26 protein-coding genes, 1 pseudogene and 1 riboswitch are annotated in these 22,727 nt (G+C 38.9%); of the genes and pseudogenes, 8 read left to right on the top strand and 19 right to left on the bottom strand.

The window, feature by feature from the left end:
• Position 1 precedes the first annotated feature (1 nt).
• Positions 2–547, bottom strand: coding sequence for an NUDIX hydrolase (locus H9649_RS03485; protein WP_191693324.1), 546 nt, complete (start codon positions 545–547; stop codon positions 2–4).
• Between the two features lie 104 nt (positions 548–651).
• On the opposite strand from H9649_RS03485, the gene H9649_RS03480 reads away from it, so the two are divergent.
• Together H9649_RS03480 and H9649_RS03475 are read left to right on the top strand one after the other, a co-directional pair.
• Positions 652–1,554 (top strand): aldo/keto reductase, encoded by a 903-nt coding sequence (locus H9649_RS03480; protein ID WP_191693323.1) that lies wholly within the window; start codon positions 652–654, stop codon positions 1,552–1,554.
• A 115-nt stretch (positions 1,555–1,669) separates the two neighbouring features.
• Positions 1,670–1,885, top strand: a complete 216-nt coding sequence (locus H9649_RS03475) for a hypothetical protein (protein WP_191693322.1) — start codon at positions 1,670–1,672, stop codon at positions 1,883–1,885.
• A gap of 42 nt (positions 1,886–1,927) precedes the next feature.
• Here the strand turns inward: H9649_RS03475 and H9649_RS03470 are convergent, their stop codons facing one another.
• Positions 1,928–3,226 carry a nucleobase:cation symporter-2 family protein gene (locus H9649_RS03470; RefSeq protein WP_191693321.1) on the bottom strand — a complete coding sequence of 433 codons (1,299 nt, stop codon included), beginning with the start codon at positions 3,224–3,226 and terminating at the stop codon, positions 1,928–1,930.
• On the bottom strand, positions 3,223–3,810 hold the full coding sequence (locus H9649_RS03465) for a xanthine phosphoribosyltransferase (RefSeq protein ID WP_191693320.1): 588 nt from the start codon (positions 3,808–3,810) through the stop codon (positions 3,223–3,225). Before H9649_RS03465 ends, H9649_RS03470 begins: the two co-directional genes overlap by 4 nt.
• 136 nt (positions 3,811–3,946) lie before the next feature.
• Positions 3,947–4,048: riboswitch (purine riboswitch) on the bottom strand.
• Positions 4,049–4,270: 222 nt separating this feature from the next.
• Between H9649_RS03465 and H9649_RS03460 the strand changes: the two are divergent.
• Positions 4,271–4,549: pseudogene (locus tag H9649_RS03460) on the top strand (KGG domain-containing protein); the annotation flags it as partial.
• Between the two features lie 147 nt (positions 4,550–4,696).
• Here the strand turns inward: H9649_RS03460 and H9649_RS03455 are convergent.
• From H9649_RS03455 to H9649_RS03445, 3 genes are all read right to left on the bottom strand, one after another.
• A complete protein-coding gene (locus H9649_RS03455) occupies positions 4,697–5,605 on the bottom strand; it encodes a pseudouridine-5'-phosphate glycosidase (protein ID WP_191693318.1) in 909 nt (302 codons plus the stop codon).
• A complete protein-coding gene (locus tag H9649_RS03450; protein ID WP_318241643.1) occupies positions 5,602–6,705 on the bottom strand; it encodes a carbohydrate kinase in 1,104 nt (367 codons plus the stop codon). The genes H9649_RS03455 and H9649_RS03450 overlap by 4 nt, the downstream gene beginning before the upstream one ends.
• Before the next feature lie 69 nt (positions 6,706–6,774).
• Positions 6,775–7,902 (bottom strand): NAD(P)/FAD-dependent oxidoreductase, encoded by a 1,128-nt coding sequence (locus tag H9649_RS03445; RefSeq protein WP_191693316.1) that lies wholly within the window; start codon positions 7,900–7,902, stop codon positions 6,775–6,777.
• A 194-nt stretch (positions 7,903–8,096) separates the two neighbouring features.
• Here H9649_RS03445 and H9649_RS03440 point away from each other — a divergent pair, with 194 nt between their 5' ends.
• Positions 8,097–9,191: a branched-chain amino acid aminotransferase gene (locus tag H9649_RS03440; RefSeq protein ID WP_191693315.1), complete on the top strand. Its 1,095-nt coding sequence runs from the start codon at positions 8,097–8,099 to the stop codon at positions 9,189–9,191.
• A gap of 32 nt (positions 9,192–9,223) precedes the next feature.
• Here the strand turns inward: H9649_RS03440 and H9649_RS03435 are convergent, their stop codons facing one another.
• The 3 genes from H9649_RS03435 to H9649_RS03425 all read right to left on the bottom strand — a co-directional run bounded on the left by H9649_RS03435 (position 9,224) and on the right by H9649_RS03425 (position 11,201).
• Entirely contained in the window at positions 9,224–9,382 is a 159-nt protein-coding gene (locus tag H9649_RS03435; protein ID WP_191693314.1) for an aspartyl-phosphate phosphatase Spo0E family protein, read from the bottom strand.
• A gap of 357 nt (positions 9,383–9,739) precedes the next feature.
• Positions 9,740–9,991 (bottom strand): YqkE family protein, encoded by a 252-nt coding sequence (locus H9649_RS17785; protein WP_191693313.1) that lies wholly within the window; start codon positions 9,989–9,991, stop codon positions 9,740–9,742.
• 25 nt (positions 9,992–10,016) lie between these two features.
• The gene (locus H9649_RS03425; RefSeq protein WP_191693312.1) at positions 10,017–11,201 is read right to left on the bottom strand and encodes an acetyl-CoA C-acetyltransferase; all 1,185 of its coding nucleotides are present in this window, start codon (positions 11,199–11,201) and stop codon (positions 10,017–10,019) included.
• Between the two features lie 110 nt (positions 11,202–11,311).
• Here H9649_RS03425 and H9649_RS03420 point away from each other — a divergent pair, with 110 nt between their 5' ends.
• Both H9649_RS03420 and H9649_RS03415 read left to right on the top strand, forming a co-directional pair.
• Positions 11,312–12,214, top strand: a complete 903-nt coding sequence (locus H9649_RS03420; protein WP_191693311.1) for a hydroxymethylglutaryl-CoA lyase — start codon at positions 11,312–11,314, stop codon at positions 12,212–12,214.
• Positions 12,215–12,229: 15 nt separating this feature from the next.
• Positions 12,230–13,156, top strand: coding sequence for an alpha/beta hydrolase (locus tag H9649_RS03415; RefSeq protein ID WP_191693310.1), 927 nt, complete (start codon positions 12,230–12,232; stop codon positions 13,154–13,156).
• Between the two features lie 63 nt (positions 13,157–13,219).
• On the opposite strand, the gene H9649_RS03410 is transcribed toward H9649_RS03415, so the two are convergent.
• The 6 genes from H9649_RS03410 to yneA form a co-directional block, all read right to left on the bottom strand.
• Positions 13,220–13,447, bottom strand: a complete 228-nt coding sequence (locus tag H9649_RS03410; RefSeq protein WP_191693309.1) for a YneF family protein — start codon at positions 13,445–13,447, stop codon at positions 13,220–13,222.
• 123 nt (positions 13,448–13,570) lie between these two features.
• Entirely contained in the window at positions 13,571–14,017 is a 447-nt protein-coding gene (gene sirA / locus H9649_RS03405) for a sporulation inhibitor of replication protein SirA (RefSeq protein WP_191693308.1), read from the bottom strand.
• Between the two features lie 160 nt (positions 14,018–14,177).
• Positions 14,178–16,184: a transketolase gene (gene tkt, locus H9649_RS03400; protein WP_191693307.1), complete on the bottom strand. Its 2,007-nt coding sequence runs from the start codon at positions 16,182–16,184 to the stop codon at positions 14,178–14,180.
• A gap of 107 nt (positions 16,185–16,291) precedes the next feature.
• Complete coding sequence (locus tag H9649_RS03395; RefSeq protein ID WP_191693306.1) at positions 16,292–16,525, bottom strand: DUF896 domain-containing protein; 234 nt, start codon at positions 16,523–16,525, stop codon at positions 16,292–16,294.
• 145 nt (positions 16,526–16,670) lie between these two features.
• Positions 16,671–17,333, bottom strand: coding sequence for a YneB family resolvase-like protein (locus tag H9649_RS03390; RefSeq protein WP_191693305.1), 663 nt, complete (start codon positions 17,331–17,333; stop codon positions 16,671–16,673).
• A complete protein-coding gene (gene yneA / locus H9649_RS03385) occupies positions 17,333–17,638 on the bottom strand; it encodes a cell division suppressor protein YneA (RefSeq protein WP_191693304.1) in 306 nt (101 codons plus the stop codon). The genes H9649_RS03390 and yneA overlap by 1 nt, the downstream gene beginning before the upstream one ends.
• Positions 17,639–17,839: 201 nt before the next feature.
• On the opposite strand from yneA, the gene lexA reads away from it, so the two are divergent.
• Positions 17,840–18,460, top strand: coding sequence for a transcriptional repressor LexA (gene lexA, locus H9649_RS03380; protein ID WP_191693303.1), 621 nt, complete (start codon positions 17,840–17,842; stop codon positions 18,458–18,460).
• Between the two features lie 45 nt (positions 18,461–18,505).
• Here the strand turns inward: lexA and H9649_RS03375 are convergent, their stop codons facing one another.
• Entirely contained in the window at positions 18,506–19,765 is a 1,260-nt protein-coding gene (locus tag H9649_RS03375; protein WP_191693302.1) for a methionine gamma-lyase family protein, read from the bottom strand.
• 144 nt (positions 19,766–19,909) lie between these two features.
• Here H9649_RS03375 and H9649_RS03370 point away from each other — a divergent pair, with 144 nt between their 5' ends.
• Positions 19,910–20,509 carry a trimeric intracellular cation channel family protein gene (locus tag H9649_RS03370; RefSeq protein ID WP_191693301.1) on the top strand — a complete coding sequence of 200 codons (600 nt, stop codon included), beginning with the start codon at positions 19,910–19,912 and terminating at the stop codon, positions 20,507–20,509.
• An 87-nt stretch (positions 20,510–20,596) separates the two neighbouring features.
• On the opposite strand, the gene hfq is transcribed toward H9649_RS03370, so the two are convergent.
• Genes hfq through H9649_RS03355 form a run of 3 tightly spaced genes read right to left on the bottom strand, consistent with a single transcriptional unit; the run spans position 20,597 to position 22,724 of the window.
• Positions 20,597–20,821, bottom strand: coding sequence for an RNA chaperone Hfq (gene hfq / locus H9649_RS03365; RefSeq protein ID WP_191693300.1), 225 nt, complete (start codon positions 20,819–20,821; stop codon positions 20,597–20,599).
• A gap of 29 nt (positions 20,822–20,850) precedes the next feature.
• Positions 20,851–21,813 carry a tRNA (adenosine(37)-N6)-dimethylallyltransferase MiaA gene (miaA, locus tag H9649_RS03360; protein WP_191693299.1) on the bottom strand — a complete coding sequence of 321 codons (963 nt, stop codon included), beginning with the start codon at positions 21,811–21,813 and terminating at the stop codon, positions 20,851–20,853.
• On the bottom strand, positions 21,810–22,724 hold the full coding sequence (locus tag H9649_RS03355) for an alpha/beta fold hydrolase (protein ID WP_191693298.1): 915 nt from the start codon (positions 22,722–22,724) through the stop codon (positions 21,810–21,812). Before H9649_RS03355 ends, miaA begins: the two co-directional genes overlap by 4 nt.
• Positions 22,725–22,727: the final 3 nt, after the last annotated feature.

The raw sequence follows: 22,727 nt of genomic DNA, 5'->3' as shown, positions 1-22,727 counted from the left end.
GTCAACATTCCATAAGTTTTTTAGCATACAGTATCGCGAAAGCAGTTTTGGCATCATATATCTGTTCCTCGAGTACCATTTGTTCAGCTTCTTCGATTGTACATTCAAGAATTCGAATGAATTCATCTTCATCTCCTTGTGCAGGATTTTCCACCTTATATAATTGTCTAGCTAAGTACATATGAACAATTTCATTCGCAAAACCTGGCGAAGTTGCAAATGATTGCATGTACGTAAACTTGCATGAGCCATATCCTGTTTCTTCTTCAAGTTCACGAATTGCTGTCAATTCCTTATCTTCTCCTGACTCAATTTTGCCAGCAGGAATTTCAATGATTGAACGTTTCAAGGCCTTTCTATATTGTTCGACCAATAGTATTTTTTTATCATCTGTAATTGCAAGTATAGCTACTGCTCCTGGATGGTCCACTAGTTCCCTTTTCGCACTTTTACCGTCTGGCAACAATACATCTTCAACTCTTAAATCGATTATCTTGCCTTTATATATAGTAGTCGATGATATTGTCTTTTCTTCAAATCTCTTCATTTTCCACACTCCTCAGCTTGAATGGGTAAGTACTATCACTTTAATTTTTACATGCATAATTGTACCATTAATAATTAATTGAACCAAAACATGGAGGTGCTCATATGAAAAAAAGAGAGCTTGGCAATAGTGGAATATTCGTTTCAGAACTTGGACTAGGTTGCATGTCTCTGCCGGCTGATTTAGCACAAACAAAAAATATTATTGACGCAGCACTGCACGCGGATATTAACTTTTTTGACACAGCAGATCTATATGAAGATGGAAAAAATGAAATAGTCATAGGCGAAGTCCTAAAAAATAAACGGGATAAAGTTATTTTGGCAACAAAAGTTGGCAATCGGAGAATTCCTGGTGAAAAAGGGTTAATGTGGGATCCTTCTAATAAACATATAATGAATGCCGTTAAACAAAGCCTTTTACGCTTAGGAACTGATTATATAGATTTATATCAATTACACGGCGGGACTATAGAAGATGATGTAGATGAAGTCATTGATGCCTTTGACAGCTTAAAAAAAGAAGGACTCATTCGACAATACGGAATTTCTTCTATCCGACCAAATGTCATTGAGCGCTTTTTACAAAAGAGTTCCGCTGTTTCAGTCATGATGCAATACAGTCTATTAGATAGACGTCCAGAAGAATGGTTTCAGCTGATTAAAAATAGTGGTGCAACTATTTTAACACGTGGCACATTAGCAAAAGGACTATTAACAAATGAAGGACTTGAAAGAATGAACAAAACTGATGGATTTGTGGATTTTGGTAACGATGAATTGAAAAAGACGCTTGAATTGATCAATGAACAATTTAAAGATATACATGCAGGAGCAATAAAATTCAATCTGAACAATTCAGTTGTTTCTTCAGCATTAGTTGGTGCAAGTTCTTCCGAGCAGCTACTAGACTCAATTATCGCTTATGAACAAGAAATAGATGAGGAAGAGCTTGCAACTATAAGTTCTTTAGTAAGTATCCATAACTACAGTGAACATCGGCCATAATTCATCCTTTATACAATTGATATATTTGTAATCTAATTGTAATGATTAGTATACGTATTGCCGGGTATCTAACAAGTAGGCTACATTAACAAACTAAAACTTGGAGGAGATTACTATGACACTACTAACAGATAAAAAATGGATGAAACTTGGAGCAGCAACATTCCTATCAGTCGGATTACTAGCAGCTTGTGGAGATGGCGAAGATGACTTAGACGTTGATGTTAATAATCCACCTGCAGAAAGTGACGTAGATCTTGATGTAGATGATGGGGCAGATGTAGATGACGGCGCAGATGTTGATGTTGATGACAGTACTGACGGAAAATAATTATATAAAGTAAAAACGCGCCTACTTTGGCGCGTTTTTACTTTATATATTTTGTTCTTTTAACTCTGTCGCAAGGACTTTTTTACGTTTCTTAGAAGAAAGCATATTAAATAAAATATTTAAAACTATTGCTGTTAAGCTGCCTGCGACAATTCCATTACTCGTTAATATTTGAAAATACGGCGGAAGACCTGCAAAAATATTCGGAACTACCGATACACCGAGTCCTAAACCTATTGAGCAAGCAATAATCATTGCATTTTCTTCTGAATCCCCTACTACTTTGCTAAGCATTCTAATTCCTTGAACTACGACCATACCGAACATCGCAACCATAGCACCACCTAAAACTGCGGTCGGTATAACGGTAGCGAGAGCTGCAATTTTCGGCATGAATCCTAAAGAAATAAGCATAACAGCAGTAATATATATAATCCTGCGTGATTTCACACCTGACATTTGAATTAGTCCAACGTTTTGTGAAAAAGTTGTATAAGGAAAAGCATTAAAAATCCCACCGATGAATGACGCTAAGCCTTCCGCTCGATATCCTTTCTCCAAATCTTTCTTTTTAATATCTTTCTCACAAATGTCGCCCAAAGCGAAGTATACGCCTGTCGATTCTACAAGTGACACCATTGCCACTAAAGTCATAATTAAAATCGGATATAAATGGAATGTAGGTTTCCCCAAATAAAAAGGCATTACCATATGGAAAGCTGATGCTTCGTTAACTGCACTAAAATCAACTACGTTCAACATAATACCCGCAACAGTTCCAGCTACCATTCCAAGAAGTATAGCTATAGATCTGAGAAAACCGTTAGTAAATCGGTATACAAGAATTATGAATGCCAAAGTACCAAAAGATAGTAGTATGTTAATTGAAGATCCGAAATCAGCTGCCCCTTGTCCTCCTCCCATATTCGTCAAAGCGACTGGGATTAACGTAATTCCTATAATTGTAACGACCGAACCTGTAACGACTGGCGGAAAAAATTTTATCAATTTACCAAAAAAGCTACTTATAATAAAAATGATCAAACCTGAAGCAATGACTGCTCCATAAATTGCTGAAACACCGAAATTATCGCCGATTGAAATCATTGGACCTACTGCAGTAAATGTACAACCTAACACTACAGGCAATCCGATTCCAAAAAAACGGTTACTCATTACTTGCAACATCGTCGCTACTCCACACATTAAAATGTCAATTGAAACGAGGTAAGTCAATTGAGTCGAAGACAATCCAATGGACTGACCGACGATAAGGGGCACCAAAACCGCCCCTGCATACATTGCGAGTAAATGCTGAAATCCTAAAACGACCGATTTCATCGTTCATCACGGTTTTCCGTCAATACAACTTTCCCATTTTGAAGCGATTCGATAATGGCTAATGATTCCACTCGAATCCCTTTGTCACGTATTAAATCGCCACCAGGTTGAAACCCTTTTTCGATAACAATACCTACACCGACCAATTCTGCTTCTGCTTGCTCTATTATATCCAACAAACCTAAAACTGCTTGTCCATTTGCTAAAAAATCGTCAATAAGAAGAACCTTATCGCCTTTTTTAAGGAAATCCTTTGACACAGATATGTCATTTGTTTCTTTCTTCGTGAATGAATAGACACCCGCTGTATAAAGATGATCGCTCATCGTTAATGATTTGCGCTTTCTAGCAAAAATTACCGGTACTTCTAAAAGTAAACCACACATCATTGATGGTGCAATTCCTGAAGATTCGATAGTAAGAACTTTTGTCACACCATCCTCTTTAAATCGTTCTGCAAATTCTTTACCAATTGCTTGCATAAGCGGCGGGTCAATTTGATGATTTAGGAAAGAATCGACTTTCAAGACCTCTTCGGATAATACCTTACCATCTTGCACTATTTTTTCATGTAATTCTTTCATACTGTATGTTCCTCCTTTTTATATAAAAAAATCCGAGTGACCTCGCATCCATTCATACCATGAGTGGAGCAAGGTCATTCGGACAAGAAATCACTGAATGACAAAATAAAAGAAAGAGAATGATTACCTTCTCAACTTTCACTTCTATGCTTCTCATAGTCAATCCGTTTACGGAGGATCGGTAGAAACTTGCAGGCCATATCCCTGCGATTATATGAGTCATTAAATTTTAATTAGGGTATTAGTATATCACGATTTCGACAAGTTTCAACATTTTTTTCAAACTCAAATATGACATAAAACCAACATTCAACATCACTTTTATATAAATGTTATTACGCAGATGTCAATTACATTTCCAATTAAACAAACACTCTTTACTCGTTTAACTAACTGCCTAAACGGCAATAGAAGATTATGGAGAAAGATAAAAGTTCAACTCAAAAGGAGAGTAATAGTAATGACACAACAAAACCCTACTAACCAAAACAAACGCACAAAAATGTCCTTGGCAGAAGCTGGGCGTAAAGGCGGTCAGGCAACCGCAAAAAAACATGATAAAGATTTTTATGAAAAAATCGGTCGTAAAGGTGGAGAAGCAACCGCAAAGAAATATGACAGTAATTTTTATGAGGAAATCGGCCGTAAAGGTGGCAACGCGACAGCGAAAAACCACGATAAAGATTTCTATGAAAAGATTGGTCGCAAAGGCGGAGAAGCACGTGTTCAACAACAAAACAAATGAAACTTATAAAAGCTGAGCGTTAAAGCTCAGCTTTTATATCTGTTTACATACCTTATTTACTTAAGTAATTACCCACTAATTAGCGATAATGAATAATGAGTAGCCTACTTGTTTAACTTGCTGTTGCTTTTGCTGCAATCGTTACGAATGAAAAGCTACTGCTATTTGAGCCCCAATTACTGCATTATTCTTTACGAGTGCAATATTTGCATCAAGACTGCGTCCTTCTGTCAATTCCTTTACTTTCCCTAACATGAAAGGTGTTACATCTTTACCTTTTATGCCATTTTTCTCCGCTTCCAATAGCGCTTGTTGAATTATTTTATCGATAGACTCTTTGTTAATGGCATCTTCTGATGGAATCGGATTGGCAATGACAGCGCCTCCTTTTAAATGCAAATCCCATTTTACACGGAGCATATCTGCTACAGTTTGTGGGGTATCCGCGCGGAAGTTGACAGCAAATTCACTTTCAGGCGTATAAAATGCAGGTAACATATCTGTTCCATATCCAACTACCGGTACACCTTTTGTTTCAAGATATTCAAGAGTTAATCCAATATCTAAAATAGACTTAGCCCCAGCGCAGATGACTGCCACATTAGTTTGTGCTAGCTCTTCAAGATCTGCAGATATATCCATTGTCATTTCAGCTCCACGGTGAACCCCGCCAATTCCACCCGTTACAAAAATACGGATATTTGCAAGGTCAGCACAAATCATTGTTGCTGCAACAGTAGTTGCGCCGAGTTGTTTTGTAGCAAGCAAATAAGCTAAATCTCTACGAGAAGCTTTTGCAACTCCTTGACTGTTTCCGAACATTTCAAGCTCTTCATCAGAAAGGCCGACTTTAATTTGTCCGTTAATGAGGGCAATTGTTGCAGGTACCGCACCATTGTCACGCACAATTTGCTCAACTTCCCTTGCAGTCTTTACGTTTTGAGGATATGGCATCCCGTGTGATATTATAGTCGACTCTAATGCAACAATTGGTTTCCCCGTCTTCATTGCTTCTTGTACTTCTACTGAGTAAGATAAATATTTCTTCATTTGTAATCCTCCATTTCAATAGTTAAGCGGTCATTTGTCAAATCTGGTCTTACCGTAAACGAGCATTCGAGCGTTTTTGCTGCGTTGTGCAAACCCATTAGTATGCTTTCTTCTAGGTCTGCACCTTGCAAATACCCATGTAATACGCCAGCAACAAAAGCATCTCCTGCACCTGTAACATCTTCAATATACATCGGTTCAATCGCTTTAAACCGTACGGCAGCAGTTCCTATTGAAGCTGCCATAACTCCTTTAGCGCCTCTAGTCACAATGACATTTTCAGCACCGAAATCCAACAATTTGTAAACAGCTTCCTGCCAATCGTCATCATTTTCAATGACTTGTCCAGTATATGCTTCTGCTTCATCTCGGTTACAAATAAACCATGTCACACCTTCAAGATCATCCGGCATCCGGTTCATTTTCGGTGAGGATACAGGTATTATGGTCAACGGAATTTGATTATTTTGTGCCACTACTTTTACTGCAGTCACAGTCTCTTTGGGACAGTTCAAATCAATGACGAGCATCGATGAATTGGATAATACTCTTGATTTGTCTTCGATATAGTCAGTGGAAAGTAAATCATAAACCCCCATATTGGCCATTGCGATAACAAGTTCACCATTCGGATCAAGAACTGCTGAGTAGGATCCTGTTGATTGTCCAAATAATATTCCTGCATCTGTGACATTCATAAATGCAGAGGATTGCTGCACAATCTTTTCCCAGTCAGTATCATTCCCTGCTACAGTTAAGAGACGCACATTATGACTAAGACGTCCAAGATTTTCCGCAATATTTCTGGCCACTCCACCAACAGAAACAGTCATATTAGCAGGATTGGAAGTCCCTAACTGCGTACTTTCTTTTAAGTGGAATTTCCTATCAATATTAGCTCCACCAATGCATACAACCTCTTTTTCATCTGAAAGAATATAAGCTCTTCCAGCTATTTTCCCCCGCTTCATCAAACTGGAAATTACATTGGCTAATGTCGGCCTTGGAATTTCAAGCTCATTGGCCATTTCTTGCTGAGTAAGATAGGGATTACTGCGAATTAAATCAAGCACTACTTTCTCTTTTTCATTCAATGTCATCATCCTTTAAACATTTGTTTATATTATAAACTTTTGTTGGGTTGATTACAATAAATATATTCGACTATCTTATTGTTCATTTTCTATAAATGCGTCATCTACTTTATAGTTAGCTACATCAACATCCGTCTGTTCATTAAGTATTAGATGGGTCAATTGCTTTCCAATGTAAGGACCTACCGTCAATCCCGAAGCTCCAAGACCATTAGCAAATAGTACTTCAGGATAATTAGGTACGGGTCCGAACATCGGAAGAAAATTAGGTGTGAATGGACGTATTCCAATACGCACCTCTTCAACAGAAGCATCAGCTAGTGCGGGTGCAGTTTGTAATGCTTTATCCAACACTTCATGGATTCCATACACAGTTGGACGAACGTCAAATTCTTTATCATCTTCGTGAGTGGCGCCAATAACAATTTTGCCACCATCGAATGCGACGATATACTGATCATTTGGGGGGATTACGACTGGCCACTTGGATGTGTCAGTATTTTCTTCTTTTAAGTGAAGTATTTGTGCTTTTTGTCCTTTTACATTTACTGTAAATCCGAGAGGAGTGAATAGTTCTTGTGCCCAGGCACCCACTGCTACAATTATATTGGATGCGAGATGGAGTGTATCGTCAACAAAGACTCCATTTACTTTATTCCCGTCAACAGAGAGCTTTGCATTACCGTACATAATTTTCGCTCCGAACTTTTCAGCACCTCTCATTAGGGCATCTCTAAGTGCCCTACCATCAACTCTCGCTGCTCCTTCAATAAAAACAGACGCATACTCTGATGCTAAACGAGGAAATTTGTTAAACGTTTCAGTAGTAGACAATTTCTTCACATTTCCGATTTCCTTTGCCGTTTCTCTTCGCTCTAATGCTCTTTTCTCCATTTTTTCGAGCTTTTCCTCATTTGTTTGTAGACTTATTGCCCCTACTTTACGATAACCGGTTTCCGTTTCTCCCTCTTTAACTAGCTGATTAATTAGATAGGTGTAATAAGCTGCGCCTCCCTTTGCCAGCGCATACCAAGCTTTATTGCGTCGCTGAGAAAGCCACGGGCAAATAATACCCGCAGCTGCATCAGTCGCCTGTCCATTATCTCTCCTGTCGACTATAAGTACTTCAAGACCAGCTTTAGCTAAATGATAAGCAGCAGAAGCACCTAGTATTCCACCGCCAATAATTACAATACGTTGCATAAGTGCACCTTCTTTTTCATTTTACGTATATTGTACAAGTCCTTTAACATACATACAAATAGCTGGAATTGAAACCGTTTTCACAATGGTAACAATAATGAAATAAATTTTTTCTTTCTTTTTTCGAAATATGCAGTATACTTATTTTATTCAATAGTTTTTTTACATACTAATAACGAGGAGAATTGATCCGTATGAGCAGATTACCGATCCAGATTAAACTGAGCGATAGTAAAAAAGAAAAACCCGATCCACAAACTCTTGTTTTCGGCAGAAATTTCACGGATCACATGTTTATTGCAGATTACGACGAAGGAAAAGGATGGCATAGTCCACGTATTGTTCCTTATGCTCCCGTAACACTTGACCCAGCCTCAATTGTTCTCCATTATGGTCAAACTGTTTTTGAAGGTCTAAAAGCTTATAAATCTGAAGATGGTACTGTTAGACTTTTCCGACCCGAAGAGAACATGAAGCGAATGAACTTGTCATTAGATCGTTTATGCATGCCTAGAATTGATGAAGAACAAGCATTACATGCACTTACTCAATTAATTCAAATTGAAAAAGATTGGATTCCTACTTTACCTGGAACGTCATTATATATAAGACCCTTTGTTATCGCCAATGAAGCATTTCTAGGAGTGGCACCCGCTAAGAAGTATCAGTTCTACATTATCCTCTGTCCCGTTGGATCTTATTATAAGGAAGGCATACATCCTATTAAAATTCTTGTAGAAAATGAATTTGTCAGGGCAGTTAAAGGTGGCACTGGAGGAGCAAAAACAGCAGGAAATTATGCTTCAGGTTTAAAAGCACAAGAAGCGGCTGATAAGAAAGGCTATTCTCAAGTGTTGTGGCTCGATGGAGTGGAGCGAAAATATGTTGAAGAAGTAGGTAGTATGAACATCTTCTTCAAAATTAACGGAGAAGTGATTACCCCCGCCATTAACGGAAGTATTTTAGAAGGAATTACGCGAAAATCGATATTACAGTTATTAAGACATTGGAATATTCCGGTACAAGAGCGAAAACTTTCGATGGACGAAATTCGAGGAGCATATGAAAACGGACAATTGGAAGAAGTTTTTGGCACTGGAACAGCAGCCGTCATATCCCCTGTAGGAGAGTTGAACTGGGATGGCTATAAGATGATTGTGAACGATAATAAAACTGGCCCTCTTTCGAAAAAATTGTTTGAAACATTGTCCAATATTCAGAATGGCAATGAAAAAGACTCTTTCGCTTGGATACTTAAACTGAATAGCGAGCTTGCTAAACTTGCATAATTAAAAAGACATACCGACTACGGTATGTCTTTTTAAGCTATATTTTGATATCGGTTCAATAACGTGTCAAGTTGTTGGCTGTATGCAACGACCTCTGGATGTGTGAACCCTTGGTCTAACGCTTTTTTTACCATTTGGGATCTTTTAATTTGGATTTTTAAAGAAAGTAAACGTTTTGTAACAATTTTCATCTTATTTTTCCTCCGTCAAGTTTTTACCCTATCTCATCATACTAGGCGAAGAATGAAAAAAATGTCGAAGCATGTGTATAATTACCAATTTAACAAACTTGTCACAAATTGTACACACTTAAAGAGAATAGGGTACCTTACATAGGAATACCCCATTCCATCTATTTGTAAACCACATCTTTGAAAGATGCGGGGAAATACTTTTAAATGTAGATGAGTCAGAAGGTTAACTTCTTTTGAATAGTATATTCATGACTAGCATGTGCTGACTCGCTTATTTTATCCTTATTTTCGAAATGTAAAAAGTAAATGTAAACAATGAAAAACCGGCTGGAATAGACCATCCGGTTTTATTTATTAAAATTTAGAGCCAGTACTATCGTACTCTTCAAGTAACTCAGCAAAAGTCTTATTCTTCTCCCGCTCTTCTCGATCTTTAAGTAGCTGTAATTGATGTTTTTCCTCTTTTGCTTGCTCATCAGCTAGCAGATCCCTTTTGGCCGCTTTCAGTTTCAGCAATATATCATCATTAAGTGCATCGGAAAAAGTCGTTTTTTCTGTTTCTCTTTTGACAGGAGTTAGTTGTGGTCTTTTTTTCTTTTTCGCCACACGTTTCACCTTCTTTCATTCAAGTTTAAGGACGTTGAACGATTGTTGCAACACCTTGTCCACCACCTATGCAGAGAGTTGCTAGTCCAGTCTTTGCATCGCGTCGTTTCATTTCATGAAGCAATGTGACTAATATTCTTGCACCACTCGCGCCAATCGGGTGGCCGAGTGCTATAGCACCACCATTAACATTCAATTTCTCCTTATCAAAATGCAGTTCTCGGTCAACAGCAAGTGACTGAGCAGCAAAAGCTTCATTTGCCTCGATTAAATCAATATCTTTCAAGTTCAAGCCTGATTTTTCAAGTGCGTTTTTCACGGCTTGTACCGGTCCTATTCCCATCACCGAAGGATCCACACCAGCATTTGCATTTGCTGTAATTGTCGCTAAAGGCAGTAGACCTAAACTATCAGCTTTCGTTTTTGACATAATGACAAATGCAGCAGCTCCGTCATTTATGCCAGACGCATTGCCTGCCGTGACACTTCCATCCTTTTTAAAAGCAGGTCGTAGTTTGGAAAGCTTTTCAGCTGTCGTTCCAGCTTTTACATACTCGTCTGTGTCAAATAAGACAGGCTCCCCTTTTCGTTGAGGAATTGAAACAGCTACAATCTCATCTTTGAATTTGCCTTTTTCAATTGCTGAAGCAGCTTTTCTTTGAGATGCAGCTGAGAATGCATCCTGTTCTTCTCTTGTCAATGAATACCGGTCGCATAAATTTTCTGCAGTAATGCCCATATGATAGTCATTGAAAGCACACCATAACCCATCAGAGATCATGCTATCTACAACTTTCTGATCACCCATCTTATATCCTTCTCGTGCATTTTGTAACAAGAATGGAGCTTGACTCATATTCTCCATACCGCCAGCCACTATAATTTCTGCATCACCCGCTATGATTGCTTGCCTTGCAAGGTGAACTGCTTTCAAGCCTGATCCGCACACTTTATTTATCGTCATTGCTGGAACTGTTTCAGGCAATCCGCTTTTAATCGCAGCTTGACGAGCTGGATTTTGTCCTAGACCTGCTTGAAGGACATTTCCCATAATGACTTCGTCCACTTGGTCACCCTTTACCCCAGCACGGTCAAGTGCCTCTTTAATAACAATTGAACCCAACTCAATTGCTGATACATCTTTAAGAGAGCCTAAGAATGACCCAATTGCAGTTCTGACCGCACTCACAATTACCACTTCATTTGACATGACGTTTCCCCCTATCAATTGTTTAAAACGATTAGAATTTCCGTAAATTCATTCTTCTTCATTGCTCTTTATGGCATCCCTTCAGTACAATATAAAACAGGAGGGATGATATGTTCATTTTACCAAAGAACGTAACAATTATCGAGGTAGGACCTAGAGATGGTTTGCAGAATGAAAAAAAGCATGTAGCTGAAAAAGATAAACTGCAATTCATCCGCTCTTTACAAGAGGCTGGTATCCATGAAATGGAGCTTACCTCTTTCGTATCCCCTAAATGGGTACCCCAGATGGCTGACGCAAAGGCTATAGTTGAAAAATCAGAAAGAGTTGGTAGGCAATTTGTTTTGGCTCCAAATGCGAAAGGTGCAGAACTGGCCCAAGAGTCAAACGCCAATAGTGTTGCTGTATTTGTGGGAGTCAGTGATTCATTCAATGAAAGAAACATTAATCGATCGACTGATGAAAGCATGGATGCACTCGACCCTGTCATCGCTAAATTAAAAAATGATGGTGTCTTTGTAAGGGCGTGCATTTCAACCGCTTTCTATTGTCCATATGAAGGAAAAATTAAGCAAGAAGATGTCCTGGAATTATGCAGAAAATTTGTTTCGATGGGTGTAGACGAATTGAGTGTCGCTGATACTATCGGAATGGCTAACCCTGTTGAAAGTTATGAACTGTTTTCTAGCCTGAAGAAAGAGTTTCCGACGATTCTTATAACTGCGCATTTCCATGATACACGTAAAATGGCGATTGCCAACATTTTCGCTGCTTTGCAAGCTGGGGTTGACCGTTTCGATACTTCAGCTGGCGGTTTAGGTGGGTGTCCATTTGCACCAGGCGCTACAGGAAATGTAGCCACTGAAGATGTTGTCAACATGTTGGATTCGTTAGGTATTATAACTGGAATTGATGTTGAAAAGGTATGTATTGCTGTAGATGGTATTTCTGAACATGTTTCACATCCGATTGAAACAGGAATGTATAGATTATATAAAAACAGCAACCGTTAAAGGAGTTGAAGCTGATTGAAAAAGCGCTTCCTCTTTATTACTGGAGTCATTGGAAGCATTTATACAGCAATTATTACAATCCTCGCTTTTTACGCAACAAGCCGATTAATGTTCATGAAAGTAAAAGACAGCGATTTAATTTTAAAGAGGGAAATTATCGCTAAACGATTTGATGAGCACTGGTATGAATCGGTGCGGAAAGATGATTTCTGGGTCGATTCACCAAATGGCTATCCACTCAGAGCTGTTTTCTTACGTCCTTTTGATACGACTAAAACGGTTATCATTTGTCATGGGGTTACGGAGAATAAGATCAATTCTATTAAATATGCACGCTTGTTTGAACGGCTCGGTTTTAACTCTGTCATTTACGATCACCGTCGCCATGGCGATTCAGGCGGTAAGACTACGAGTTTCGGCTATTATGAAAAAAGTGATTTACATGCAGTCGTCTCTTCTGTACGAGATCGTATCGGAAGACGCGCATTGCTAGGAGTCCACGGTGAATCGATGGGAGCAGCTACAACGATTTTGTATGGGGGTGAATTCGAGGATGAAGCAGACTTTTACATTGTCGATTGTCCTTTTTCAGATTTCACAACACAGATTCTTCACATTTTAAGAACGAGCACCCCTTTACGGACGTCCATGACATTGCGTATTGCCAATTTGTTTCTCAAAGTTCGGGACGGTTATACGACAAAACTTGTTTCTCCTCGCCAAGTAATTAGTAAAATTGATAAACCAATGCTTTTCATCCATAGCTTGGAGGATGATTTCATCTTACCAGAAATGACAAAAGAGTTATTTACGTTAAAGGAAGATAAAAAGAAAATGAAACTCTTCAAGAAGGGTGCACATGCAAAGTCTTTCAATGACAATCCAGAAGAATATGAACGTGAAGTACATGCTTTTCTCAATGAGTACGGTTTCATCTCTTGATAAATACGAAAAAAGACCTTTTTTTCTGAGTTACTAGGAAAAAGGTCTTTTTTGTAGAACAAATTATTTTTTATCATTCATCTTATTCATCTGACTCATCATCTGGTTAATCTTCTTTTGTGAAGGTTTTTGCCCCATCTGCATCATCATCATGCGTAACATTTGTTCATTAATTGGCGGGTTCTCTTTAAGATATTTCATCATGTATTGACGTGCAATGAAAAATCCGAGGGCTACACCAGCTATTAATGCTACGACAACGATTGCAATCCACCAACCTGTGCCTAACATTCGCTATTACCTCCTTCACTTCCCTAAATCAGGTTTACTCTACCATGATGGATTATACAACAAAGGAGGTCTATATAGCAATGTCTGGCAGATAAAATCTTAAAGATTGTCGAATTCCCACTATCAAAATAAGACTGACTGATTATTCATAAATTGGTGGTCATGCTTGATAGGTTTTAACCAGCCCCACTCCCCCCGCTTGTCCATAACAGCGAAGAAACGGTCATCCGCTCCAGAGAGCGCAACAAACAAATCCAAATCCAACATTCTTGAGCCGTCGCAGTAAGCTTGGAGCGAATAGGGACTAAGTGAAATATGAATAGATCCTTTCATCGGATGAGATAATTTGTATTCACCTTCGTCACTTTCTACTTTTGTAAAACTTTTTCCGAGGTTACAAAGGATCGCCTGGTCAATTGCACTTTCTTCAATCTCGTCACACAAATAAGTGACTTCCTGCATAGGTTCGTTTGTTGTATAATCCTTCAATAATTCGTAAAGTAGATTTTCCCTGCCTAATATAAACGACTGGTATCTTTTTTTCACTTTGTAAATATCATATGTCCTCATGACCGACACCTTCCTTTTACAATAGTTTAAATCAAGGCAATTAAAAAGTTTGTCAAATCACGCTACTAAAACGCACTATTATTGTCGTAAATTTCAAATTGTTGTTACAATTAAAGAAAACCGCTTTGGACAATGCATTATCTCCAAAGCGGTCGTTCATTTATCGATTAAACATCTTTTTCATTTTATTCAATACGTTGTCTGTAGTAAAGCCATACTCAGCAATTACTTTTTCTCCAGGTGCACTTGCACCGAACGTATCAATTGCAATTACTTCTCCTTCATCGCCGACGTATTTATGCCAGCCTAGAGATGCACCCATTTCAATAGAAATTCGTTTTTTCACAGATTTCGGTAGAACACTTTCTTTATACTCATTGTCTTGCTGTTCGAAAAGATCCCATGATGGCATTGAAACGACTGACACATCGATTCCTTCTTTACGCAAAGCGGCTTGTGCATCGACTGCCAAATTCACTTCTGATCCTGTAGCAATAATGATGCCTTCTGCCACATCCTTTTCAGCAGGTGAAATTGTATAAGCACCGCGACGCACTCCTTCCATCGACAGTTCACAAGATTTAGGTAGAACCGATAAGTTCTGTCGTGATAATACAAGTACTGTAGGACGATTCTTTGATGAAACAGCAATCTTCCACGCAGCGGATGTTTCGTTGCCGTCAGCAGGACGTAACACAGTCAAACCAGGCATAGAGCGAAGAGATGACAGATGTTCCACAGGCTCGTGAGTCGGCCCATCTTCACCTACTGCTACACTGTCGTGTGTAAATACATACGTTACCGGTAACCCCATAAGGGCTGAAAGTCTTATTGCAGGTCGTACATAGTCGCTGAATACGAAGAATGTTCCACCATAAACATGCAGACCGCCATGAAGGGCCATACCGTTCAATGCAGTTCCCATCGCGAACTCACGAACACCAAACCAAATATTCCGTCCACTATAATTAGTAGGAAGGAAATCACCAGCACCTTTAATCGTTGTCTTATTGGATCCTGCTAAGTCCGCACTTCCTCCGAAAAATGAAGGTAATACATTTGCAATTGCATTAATAGCATCACCTGAAGCTGAACGAGTTGCATGTGACGTACCCGTTTCATAGCTCGGAAGATTATTTTCAAGTGATTCAGGCACTTCACCTGAAATAGCAGTTTTAAGTTGTGTAGCAAGTTCTGCGTATTCGCTTTCGTATTTCGAGAACAGTTCATTCCACTGCTTTTCCTTTACTACGCCAAGTTCATCTGTTGCTTCTTTGAATGTTTCGTAAACGCCATCCGGAACAGCAAAATCCTCATCAAATGTCCATTTGTAATATTCTTTTGTCAATTTCATCTCATCTTCACCTAAAGGCATACCATGCGCATCAGATTTACCTGATCTGTTCGGAGAACCGTAGCCAATAACTGTCTTCACTTCGATCATAGTAGGACCGCCTGTATTGGCTTTAGCCTGTTCGATTGCTTTAGAAACGTCAGTTATTTCATTGCCGTCTTCAACTCGGATATAGTTCCAGCCATATGACTCGAAGCGCTTCTTTATATTCTCTGTAAACGACATATCCAATTCTCCATCTAGAGATATGTCATTGCTATCGTAAAGTACAATGAGCTTATCAAGTTGTAGATGTCCTGCCAGTGATATAGCTTCCGCTGCAACACCTTCCATGAGGTCGCCATCTCCGCAAAGTGCATACGTATAATGGTCAACGACGTCAAAACCTGGTCGGTTATAAATAGCCGCCAAATGCTTTTCAGCCATCGCCATACCCACAGCCATACCGATACCTTGACCTAATGGGCCAGTCGTCGCTTCGACTCCAACTGTATGGCCATACTCCGGATGACCTGGTGTTTTAGAATCCCACTGTCTGAAGTTTTTAATTTCTTCCATTGGCAATCCATAACCACTTAGGTGTAATAAGCTATAAAGGAGCATAGATCCATGTCCTGCTGAAAGTACAAAACGGTCACGGTTGAACCAATCTGGGTTTGATGGATTATGATGCATATGTTTCGTCCATAATGTATAAGCCATTGGCGCAGCACCCATTGGTAAACCAGGGTGGCCAGAATTCGCTTTCTCAATTGCATCAATGGATAACGTTCGGATCGTGTTTATTGCTAGCTGATCAATTTTTTCAGTCATTCAGAACATCCTTTCCCTTACTGTCTCTTTTAATTGTATACTGATCTTTTTACATCTTTAGTGTAGTCAATTTGTTTATGGATTACAATCCATCTCCTCACTTACATTCAATTCAGGTATTTATTGTTGTGAGCATCTTTCACTTTTTCAGGCGTAACATCATTGCCATCCGGATCAATGACTCTTACGTTTTCAATTGTATCTCTCATTGAAGAACGGAAAGTTTCCAAGTATTCTTTACGCAGTTTTGTTTGCTCTTTCGCTTCTTCTGTAGATAAGCCAATTGTTTTTGACTTATTTGCAAGTTCATTAATTCGTTTGATCTTTTCTGGTGATAACATACTATACCTCCGTTCATTTAATAAAAATCCATGTCGGCATTTGCCTATTTCTCAGTTTAGCATTTTTTAGTCCGCTTATAGTAGTGAATACACCCAGCACTACAGAAGTTTTAAGTAAAATAAAAAAAGCAGTTGACTGAATTGATCAGCTCTCCTGCTCCATTTCATATTCTTTGTATCTACGATGTACTGTTGCTTTGCTTATTGCGTGGCCAAGCCCTTTTAACACACCTGCAATTTCTTCAAACGTTAACCCTTTTTGACGTAACGCAACGATTTCATTTAGGGGAGCTTCTATCCGCTCTCTTCCTTCAACATTTCCTTTATTACGCAAATTCTGTTCAGGTTTGTAGCCACCCTTTACTGCTCTTTTCATTCCACGTCGAATTTTTGCATTATGTAATTTCCGTTGATATTCTTCGACAATAGCTAGTATTTCAAGCAACATTGTATCCATTTCATTTAACTTCATAGGTCCGCTGTCATGATTCGTAATAATTGTCGTATTCGTTTTAGCAAGAAGATGTAAGACGGCAACTCTCGCATTACCTCTTCCAAGTCTAGTCTCATCTTGAACAAGAATCGTCTGTATATGGTTTGAACGTATATAATCTAATAGATCTAGGAGGCCATCCCGTTCCATGTCATACCCGCTATGCTTCTCTGCGAAAATTTCCGAGATAGTTAAACCAAGTTCCATTGCTAGCTTTGTCAGTTCTTCTTCCTGTCTAGATAATGAAGTTTCTTGTGTATCTTTTTCTGTACTCACTCGGCAATAAAGTACACAATTATTTTCTGGTTCTCTCATCATTCTTCCCCCGCAATATCTGTCATCTTATTCATTGCAGGTTTCGTTGCTGGCATTTTTAGTGTAGTTCCGCTTTTTATCATTGTCGAGTCCATATCGTTAATTTTTTGTACTTGTTTAATCCATTTATCAGCCTTTCCATCTTCAGCAAAGCTTTGAGCCAATCCCCAAAGTGTATCACCATCTACAATTTGAATTTCAACCGTTTCGATGTTTGTTGATTCTTTCATCACTGCTGCTGCTGCAAAAGTGGAACTTACTAGAATGATCATAAGAATATAGCCGTATTTTTGAATGAAAGTCATTGTTAACCCCTCCAAGAATGTTTGTTCGGAATACTTGTTCCCATTATAGGACACGTTTTTTCATAAGTCAACAATAAATTCGAACCTTTGTTTGCTAATCGCCCGAACACCTGTTATACTATTTTTAACGTACTACTATGTTTTCTTATTAATATCTAAGTTATTGGCTCTTTAGCTAACATTAAATTGGAGGGTGGACATATGAAGAAAATTTCTAAAAGGCAGCAAGATATTCTGACGTTTATCAAAGAAGAAGTTAAACTGAAAGGATATCCTCCTTCTGTGCGAGAAATCGGTGAAGCGGTAGGTCTCGCTTCCAGTTCCACTGTACACGGACATTTAGCACGACTTGAAAGCAAAGGATATATAAGACGAGATCCGACGAAACCGAGAGCAATAGAAGTATTGGATCCTGAAGGTCTTGATTCATTAAAAGCTGGCGTTTTACATGTTCCTTTGGTCGGTAAGGTAACTGCCGGCTTGCCGATTACCGCGATCGAGAATATCGAAGAATACTTCCCTCTTCCAGACACGTATGGTACATCTGACGACAATCTCTTCATGTTAGAAATAGTAGGAGACAGTATGATAGAAGCAGGCATACTGAACGGTGACTATGTCATTGTAAAACAACAACATTCCGCTAATAATGGGGAAATCGTCGTTGCCATGACTGAGGAAGACGAAGCGACTGTAAAACGATTCTTTAAAGAGAAAGACTATTTCCGTTTACAACCAGAGAACGATTCGATGGAGCCAATCATTGTTAATAATGTCTCTATCCTCGGAAAAGTTGTCGGTGTATATCGCCAAATTCATTGAAGTAAAAAACTCTCTGCCGATTAATATTCGGTAGAGAGTTTTTTATTATATCATTTTATCTTGTAGCAACTTTTCCATGGAGGACATAACTGCTGATTTCACGTGTTCATACGTTAAACCGCCTTGTATGTAGGCAGTATACGGAGGCCTTATTGGTCCATCCGCTGTCAGCTCTATACTTGAGCCTTGTATGAATGTTCCCGCCGCCATTATGACATCGTCAGTATAACCAGGCATATAAGATGGCACAGGAGAGTAATGTGCATTAATTGGAGAGTTCTCTTGGATTGTTTGACAAAAAGCAATCATTTGTTCTGCGTTCCCAAAATTGACAGATTGAATTAAGTCCGTACGTTCTGCTAAATAGTGTGGAGTCGTGTCAAACCCAAAGCTTTCAAGGAATCCTGCTGTGAATACAGCACCTTTTACCGCCTGACTGACAACGTGAGGCGCAAGGAAAAAGCCTTGATACATTTCTAGCAACGTATCGAGTGATGCACCAGCCTCTGCCCCTATGCCAGGTGAAGTCATACGGTAAGCGCATCTTTTTACTAAATCTGATCTACCTGCAATATAACCACCTGTTCGAACTAATCCTCCGCCGGGATTTTTGATGAGGGAGCCTGCCATTAAATCGGCCCCTACCTCAATCGGTTCTTTCGTTTCAACGAACTCTCCATAGCAATTGTCTACGAATACAATAATGTCCGGTCGGATCGCTTTCACAAAACGGATCATTTCTGCAATCTCTTCAATATGGAAAGACGGTCGATCTGAATACCCTTTTGATCGCTGAATTCCTATCATTTTTGTCTTATCATGAATAGTGTTCTTTACTTTTTCAAAATCCACTTTGCCGTCATCTAATAAATCAACATGGCGGTAGGAAATGCCATAATCAGCAAGGGAACCAGTATCCTCCCCTTTTCCAGATACAATGGACTCTAAAGTGTCGTATGGTTTTCCTGTCATATATAATAACTCGTCACCCGGTCTTAAAATACCAAACAAGCTGATGGAGATGGCATGTGTACCTGATATGATCTGATTACGTACTAGACAGCTTTCTGCTCCGAACACATCCGCATATACTTGCTCAAGCACATCTCTCCCACTATCGTCGTATCCGTATCCCGTAGATCCAGACAGATGGAAGTCACTGACCATATTTTTTCTAAACGCAGCTAATACTTTACGCTGATTATAAAATGCCGTTTTTTTAATACGTTTAAAATGTCCTCCAAGTTGCTCTTCTACTATGTCTGCCCTGTTCTCAATTTCATCTGTAAATACATCAATTATCATTTCTTAGTCCTCTTTCCTGCTAATAGTCACTCCATTATTTTATCAGCCCAGAAAAATAGGTCAATGATGAGCCATTACTGATTAGTCATATTCAGACTTTTACTATATACTATTATAGGTTTGAAGCTAAAAGGAGTGAAAGATTTGGCATGGGAAGTATTCAGTTTTATAGGCACTGTCGCTTTTGCCATTTCGGGGGCATTAATAGCAATTGAAGAAGAATATGATATATTCGGCGTGTACATATTAGGAATGGTAACGGCGTTTGGCGGTGGAGCGGTTAGAAATTTGCTCATTGGTGTTCCTGTAAGCGTACTATGGGACCAACATTTCTTGTTCGTCGTCGCAACCATTTCCATAAGTATCATCTTCTTCTTTTCTAAATATGTGTTAACCCATTGGAATCGGTGGGGTACTTATTTTGATGCAATTGGTTTGGCAGCTTTTGCAATACAAGGGGCTATGCTAGCTGTAAACTTAAACTTATCGTTATTTGCAATTACGGTGGCAGCAGTTCTCACAGGAGCAGGTGGAGGAGTAATCCGTGATTTACTCGCAGGCAGGAGACCTCTTATTTTCAAAAAAGATATTTATGCAGTATGGGCGGGGACAGCAGGACTTATCGTCGGTTTAGGACTTTACGAGTTTGACTTTGCACTATATATCCTATTAATTATTACAACAACAATGCGCATTCTTTCGTATAGTTTCCAGTGGCGTTTGCCGCAAGGACGAAAAACGTAGCTATGCAAACAAAGCAAGAACAGCAGAAAGGTGAAGTATAGCACCTCTGCTGTTCCTTTTTACTTACGTCTCTTATGAATTCTCATCTTATTCCTGATCTTTCAACTGAACAGGTTTGATTGGCACGTATGTCGATATGGCATGCTTGTAAATTAGTTGTTGCTTGCCATCCGACTCCAATAGAACGGTATAATTATCATAGGATTTAATAAGACCTTTTAATTGAAAACCATTTAATAGAAAAACAGTCACAAACGTATTGTTCTTCCTTAAAGCATTCAAAAAAGTTTCTTGCATATTCACTTGCGCCATACACCTAGCCTCCAGTAGCTTCTATATTTCTATTGCTTACTTACCTTATTCGATTCCTCAAGAGCGAAATCCTTCATTATTGTCAAAATTCCTTCTACATTTTTTTCTTTATCACTCATCGCGTCAAACCAGAAAATCTCCATTTTATTTTTGAAATACGTCATTTGCCGTTTCGCATAGTTCCTTGTGTTTTTTTTGATCATTTCGAGAGCATCTTCTAAAGGTAATTCATTTTCAAAATGAAGAAATAGTTCCTTGTAACCAATCGCCTGGACTGATTGTACATTTCGTATTCCTTTATCCCATAACCCTTTTGCTTCATTGAATAAACCGTTATTCATCATCTTATCTACTCTTTCATCAATTCGTTCATAAAGACGCTCTCGTTCCACTTCCAAACCAATGATTAAATGTTTATACATTGGTTCATGTCCTTGCCCTTGTTCGTGATCATCTTTTGTCTTACCTGTAACTTCAATTATTTCAAGAGCTCTAATTAATCGGCGATGGTTGTTCTTATGGATTTTCTCGGCACTTTTCGGATCTAATGTTTGCAATCTGTTATACAGTTTTTCAGGTCCATTTTCGGTTGCAAGTTCACTTTCCAAGCGTTCTCTCACATTAACATTACCCGCTTCCTCGGTAAACCGAAAATCAAACAGGACAGATTGTATATATAGCCCTGTTCCTCCGACTATAATCGGAAGTTTCCCTCTACTAGAAATTTCCTCAATCGCATTCCGGACAGCAATTTGATATTCGGCAACCGAAAAAGATTCATCAGGTTCTTTGAAATCGAACAAATGATGTGGAACACCTTCTTTTTCATCTTCAGTTATTTTAGCAGTACCAATATCAAGCCCTCTATATACTTGGTATGCATCTCCATTTATAATTTCGCCATTTAGTGTTTTGGCGAGTTCGACACTCAAAGCGGTTTTTCCTGAAGCTGTCGGTCCAACGATTGCAACCACTTCTATTAATTCAGTCATCTTTTAACAATCCAATCCTTGATGAATTCAAAAACATCTTTCCGATTAGTTTCCTGTAGCATTTCATGTCGTTTGTCTTCATACAGCATGACAGTTACATTGCTAATTCCTTCATTTACGAATTGATTAGCAACTTGCCAAACACCTTTGCCTTTATTACCTACAGGATCTTTTATGCCAGATAGAAATAACACTGGCAACTCTTTAGGGATATGTTGCATGTTTTTCGTATCATGAATATTCTTTAAGCCTTCAAAAAGGTCAATGAAAAAATCCGTCGTCGGTATAAAACCGCAAAATGGGTCTACCATGTATTTCTCTACAGTTTTTTCGTCAGTCGCTAACCAGTCAAAAGGTGTTTTGGCATTTACAACAGATTTATTGAAACCACCAAATACTAACGCATTGATGATTTGATCAGGTTCGTCAAACTGCGTTAAACGTCCTCTCAACTGTGCAACGACTGTTCCTCCAGTTCCGGTAACGCCTGGATCTCCAGCGGTACCTATGCAGACCAATGCATCGAGCTCATTGCCAAACATCTGTGCATATCTTCTCGCAATGAACGAACCCATGCTGTGACCAATTACTATAAACTTAGTTGCTCCAAATTTCTCTTTGTAAAAGTGGATGACTTCTTGTGCATCTTCAACGATTCGGTCAAACCCTGTATTGTCTCCGAAGTGGCCAAGTTTGCCATTCAATTTCGCTGTTTCCCCATGACCTCGATGATCATGTCCAGATACAGAAAAACCTTCTTTTACTAGAAAATCAATAAATTCTCTATATCTCCCAATATGCTCTGCCATACCGTGCAATAAATGGATATGTGCTTTTGGTTTCACAAGAGGGGCAGACGAAATAGTATGGATGTGGAAGCCGTCAGACATTTTCAATTCTTTTTCATTCAAATT

Origin of the sequence: Sporosarcina quadrami (assembly GCF_014836615.1) — a bacterium.
GTDB classification, from domain to species: Bacteria; Bacillota; Bacilli; order Bacillales_A; family Planococcaceae; genus Sporosarcina; species Sporosarcina quadrami.
The sequence above is the reverse complement of the archived record's forward strand: the minus strand, read 5'-3'. Positions and strand labels throughout refer to the sequence as shown.

Bases quoted from the DNA above. Each gene is read 5' to 3' on its own strand.
- H9649_RS03465 (WP_191693320.1), bottom strand. From the start codon at position 3,810: ATGAAAGAATTACATGAAAAAATAGTGCAAGATGGTAAGGTATTATCC.
- yneA (WP_191693304.1), bottom strand. From the start codon at position 17,638: ATGACTTTCATTCAAAAATACGGCTATATTCTTATGATCATTCTAGTA.
- sirA (WP_191693308.1), bottom strand. From the start codon at position 14,017: ATGAGGACATATGATATTTACAAAGTGAAAAAAAGATACCAGTCGTTT.
- H9649_RS03425 (WP_191693312.1), bottom strand. From the start codon at position 11,201: ATGTCAAATGAAGTGGTAATTGTGAGTGCGGTCAGAACTGCAATTGGG.
- hfq (WP_191693300.1), bottom strand. From the start codon at position 20,821: ATGGCGCAAGTGAATATGCAAGAAACTTTTTTGAATGCTTTAAGGAAG.
- H9649_RS03375 (WP_191693302.1), bottom strand. From the start codon at position 19,765: ATGATAATTGATGTATTTACAGATGAAATTGAGAACAGGGCAGACATA.
- H9649_RS03455 (WP_191693318.1), bottom strand. From the start codon at position 5,605: ATGAAGAAATATTTATCTTACTCAGTAGAAGTACAAGAAGCAATGAAG.
- H9649_RS03475 (WP_191693322.1), top strand. From the start codon at position 1,670: ATGACACTACTAACAGATAAAAAATGGATGAAACTTGGAGCAGCAACA.
- H9649_RS03420 (WP_191693311.1), top strand. From the start codon at position 11,312: ATGTTCATTTTACCAAAGAACGTAACAATTATCGAGGTAGGACCTAGA.
- H9649_RS03470 (WP_191693321.1), bottom strand. From the start codon at position 3,226: ATGAAATCGGTCGTTTTAGGATTTCAGCATTTACTCGCAATGTATGCA.
- H9649_RS03445 (WP_191693316.1), bottom strand. From the start codon at position 7,902: ATGCAACGTATTGTAATTATTGGCGGTGGAATACTAGGTGCTTCTGCT.
- H9649_RS03440 (WP_191693315.1), top strand. From the start codon at position 8,097: ATGAGCAGATTACCGATCCAGATTAAACTGAGCGATAGTAAAAAAGAA.
- H9649_RS03390 (WP_191693305.1), bottom strand. From the start codon at position 17,333: ATGAGAGAACCAGAAAATAATTGTGTACTTTATTGCCGAGTGAGTACA.
- H9649_RS03480 (WP_191693323.1), top strand. From the start codon at position 652: ATGAAAAAAAGAGAGCTTGGCAATAGTGGAATATTCGTTTCAGAACTT.
- H9649_RS03450 (WP_318241643.1), bottom strand. From the start codon at position 6,705: ATGACATTGAATGAAAAAGAGAAAGTAGTGCTTGATTTAATTCGCAGT.
- lexA (WP_191693303.1), top strand. From the start codon at position 17,840: ATGAAGAAAATTTCTAAAAGGCAGCAAGATATTCTGACGTTTATCAAA.
- tkt (WP_191693307.1), bottom strand. From the start codon at position 16,184: ATGACTGAAAAAATTGATCAGCTAGCAATAAACACGATCCGAACGTTA.
- H9649_RS03435 (WP_191693314.1), bottom strand. From the start codon at position 9,382: ATGAAAATTGTTACAAAACGTTTACTTTCTTTAAAAATCCAAATTAAA.
- H9649_RS03410 (WP_191693309.1), bottom strand. From the start codon at position 13,447: ATGTTAGGCACAGGTTGGTGGATTGCAATCGTTGTCGTAGCATTAATA.
- H9649_RS03485 (WP_191693324.1), bottom strand. From the start codon at position 547: ATGAAGAGATTTGAAGAAAAGACAATATCATCGACTACTATATATAAA.
- H9649_RS03395 (WP_191693306.1), bottom strand. From the start codon at position 16,525: ATGTTATCACCAGAAAAGATCAAACGAATTAATGAACTTGCAAATAAG.
- miaA (WP_191693299.1), bottom strand. From the start codon at position 21,813: ATGACTGAATTAATAGAAGTGGTTGCAATCGTTGGACCGACAGCTTCA.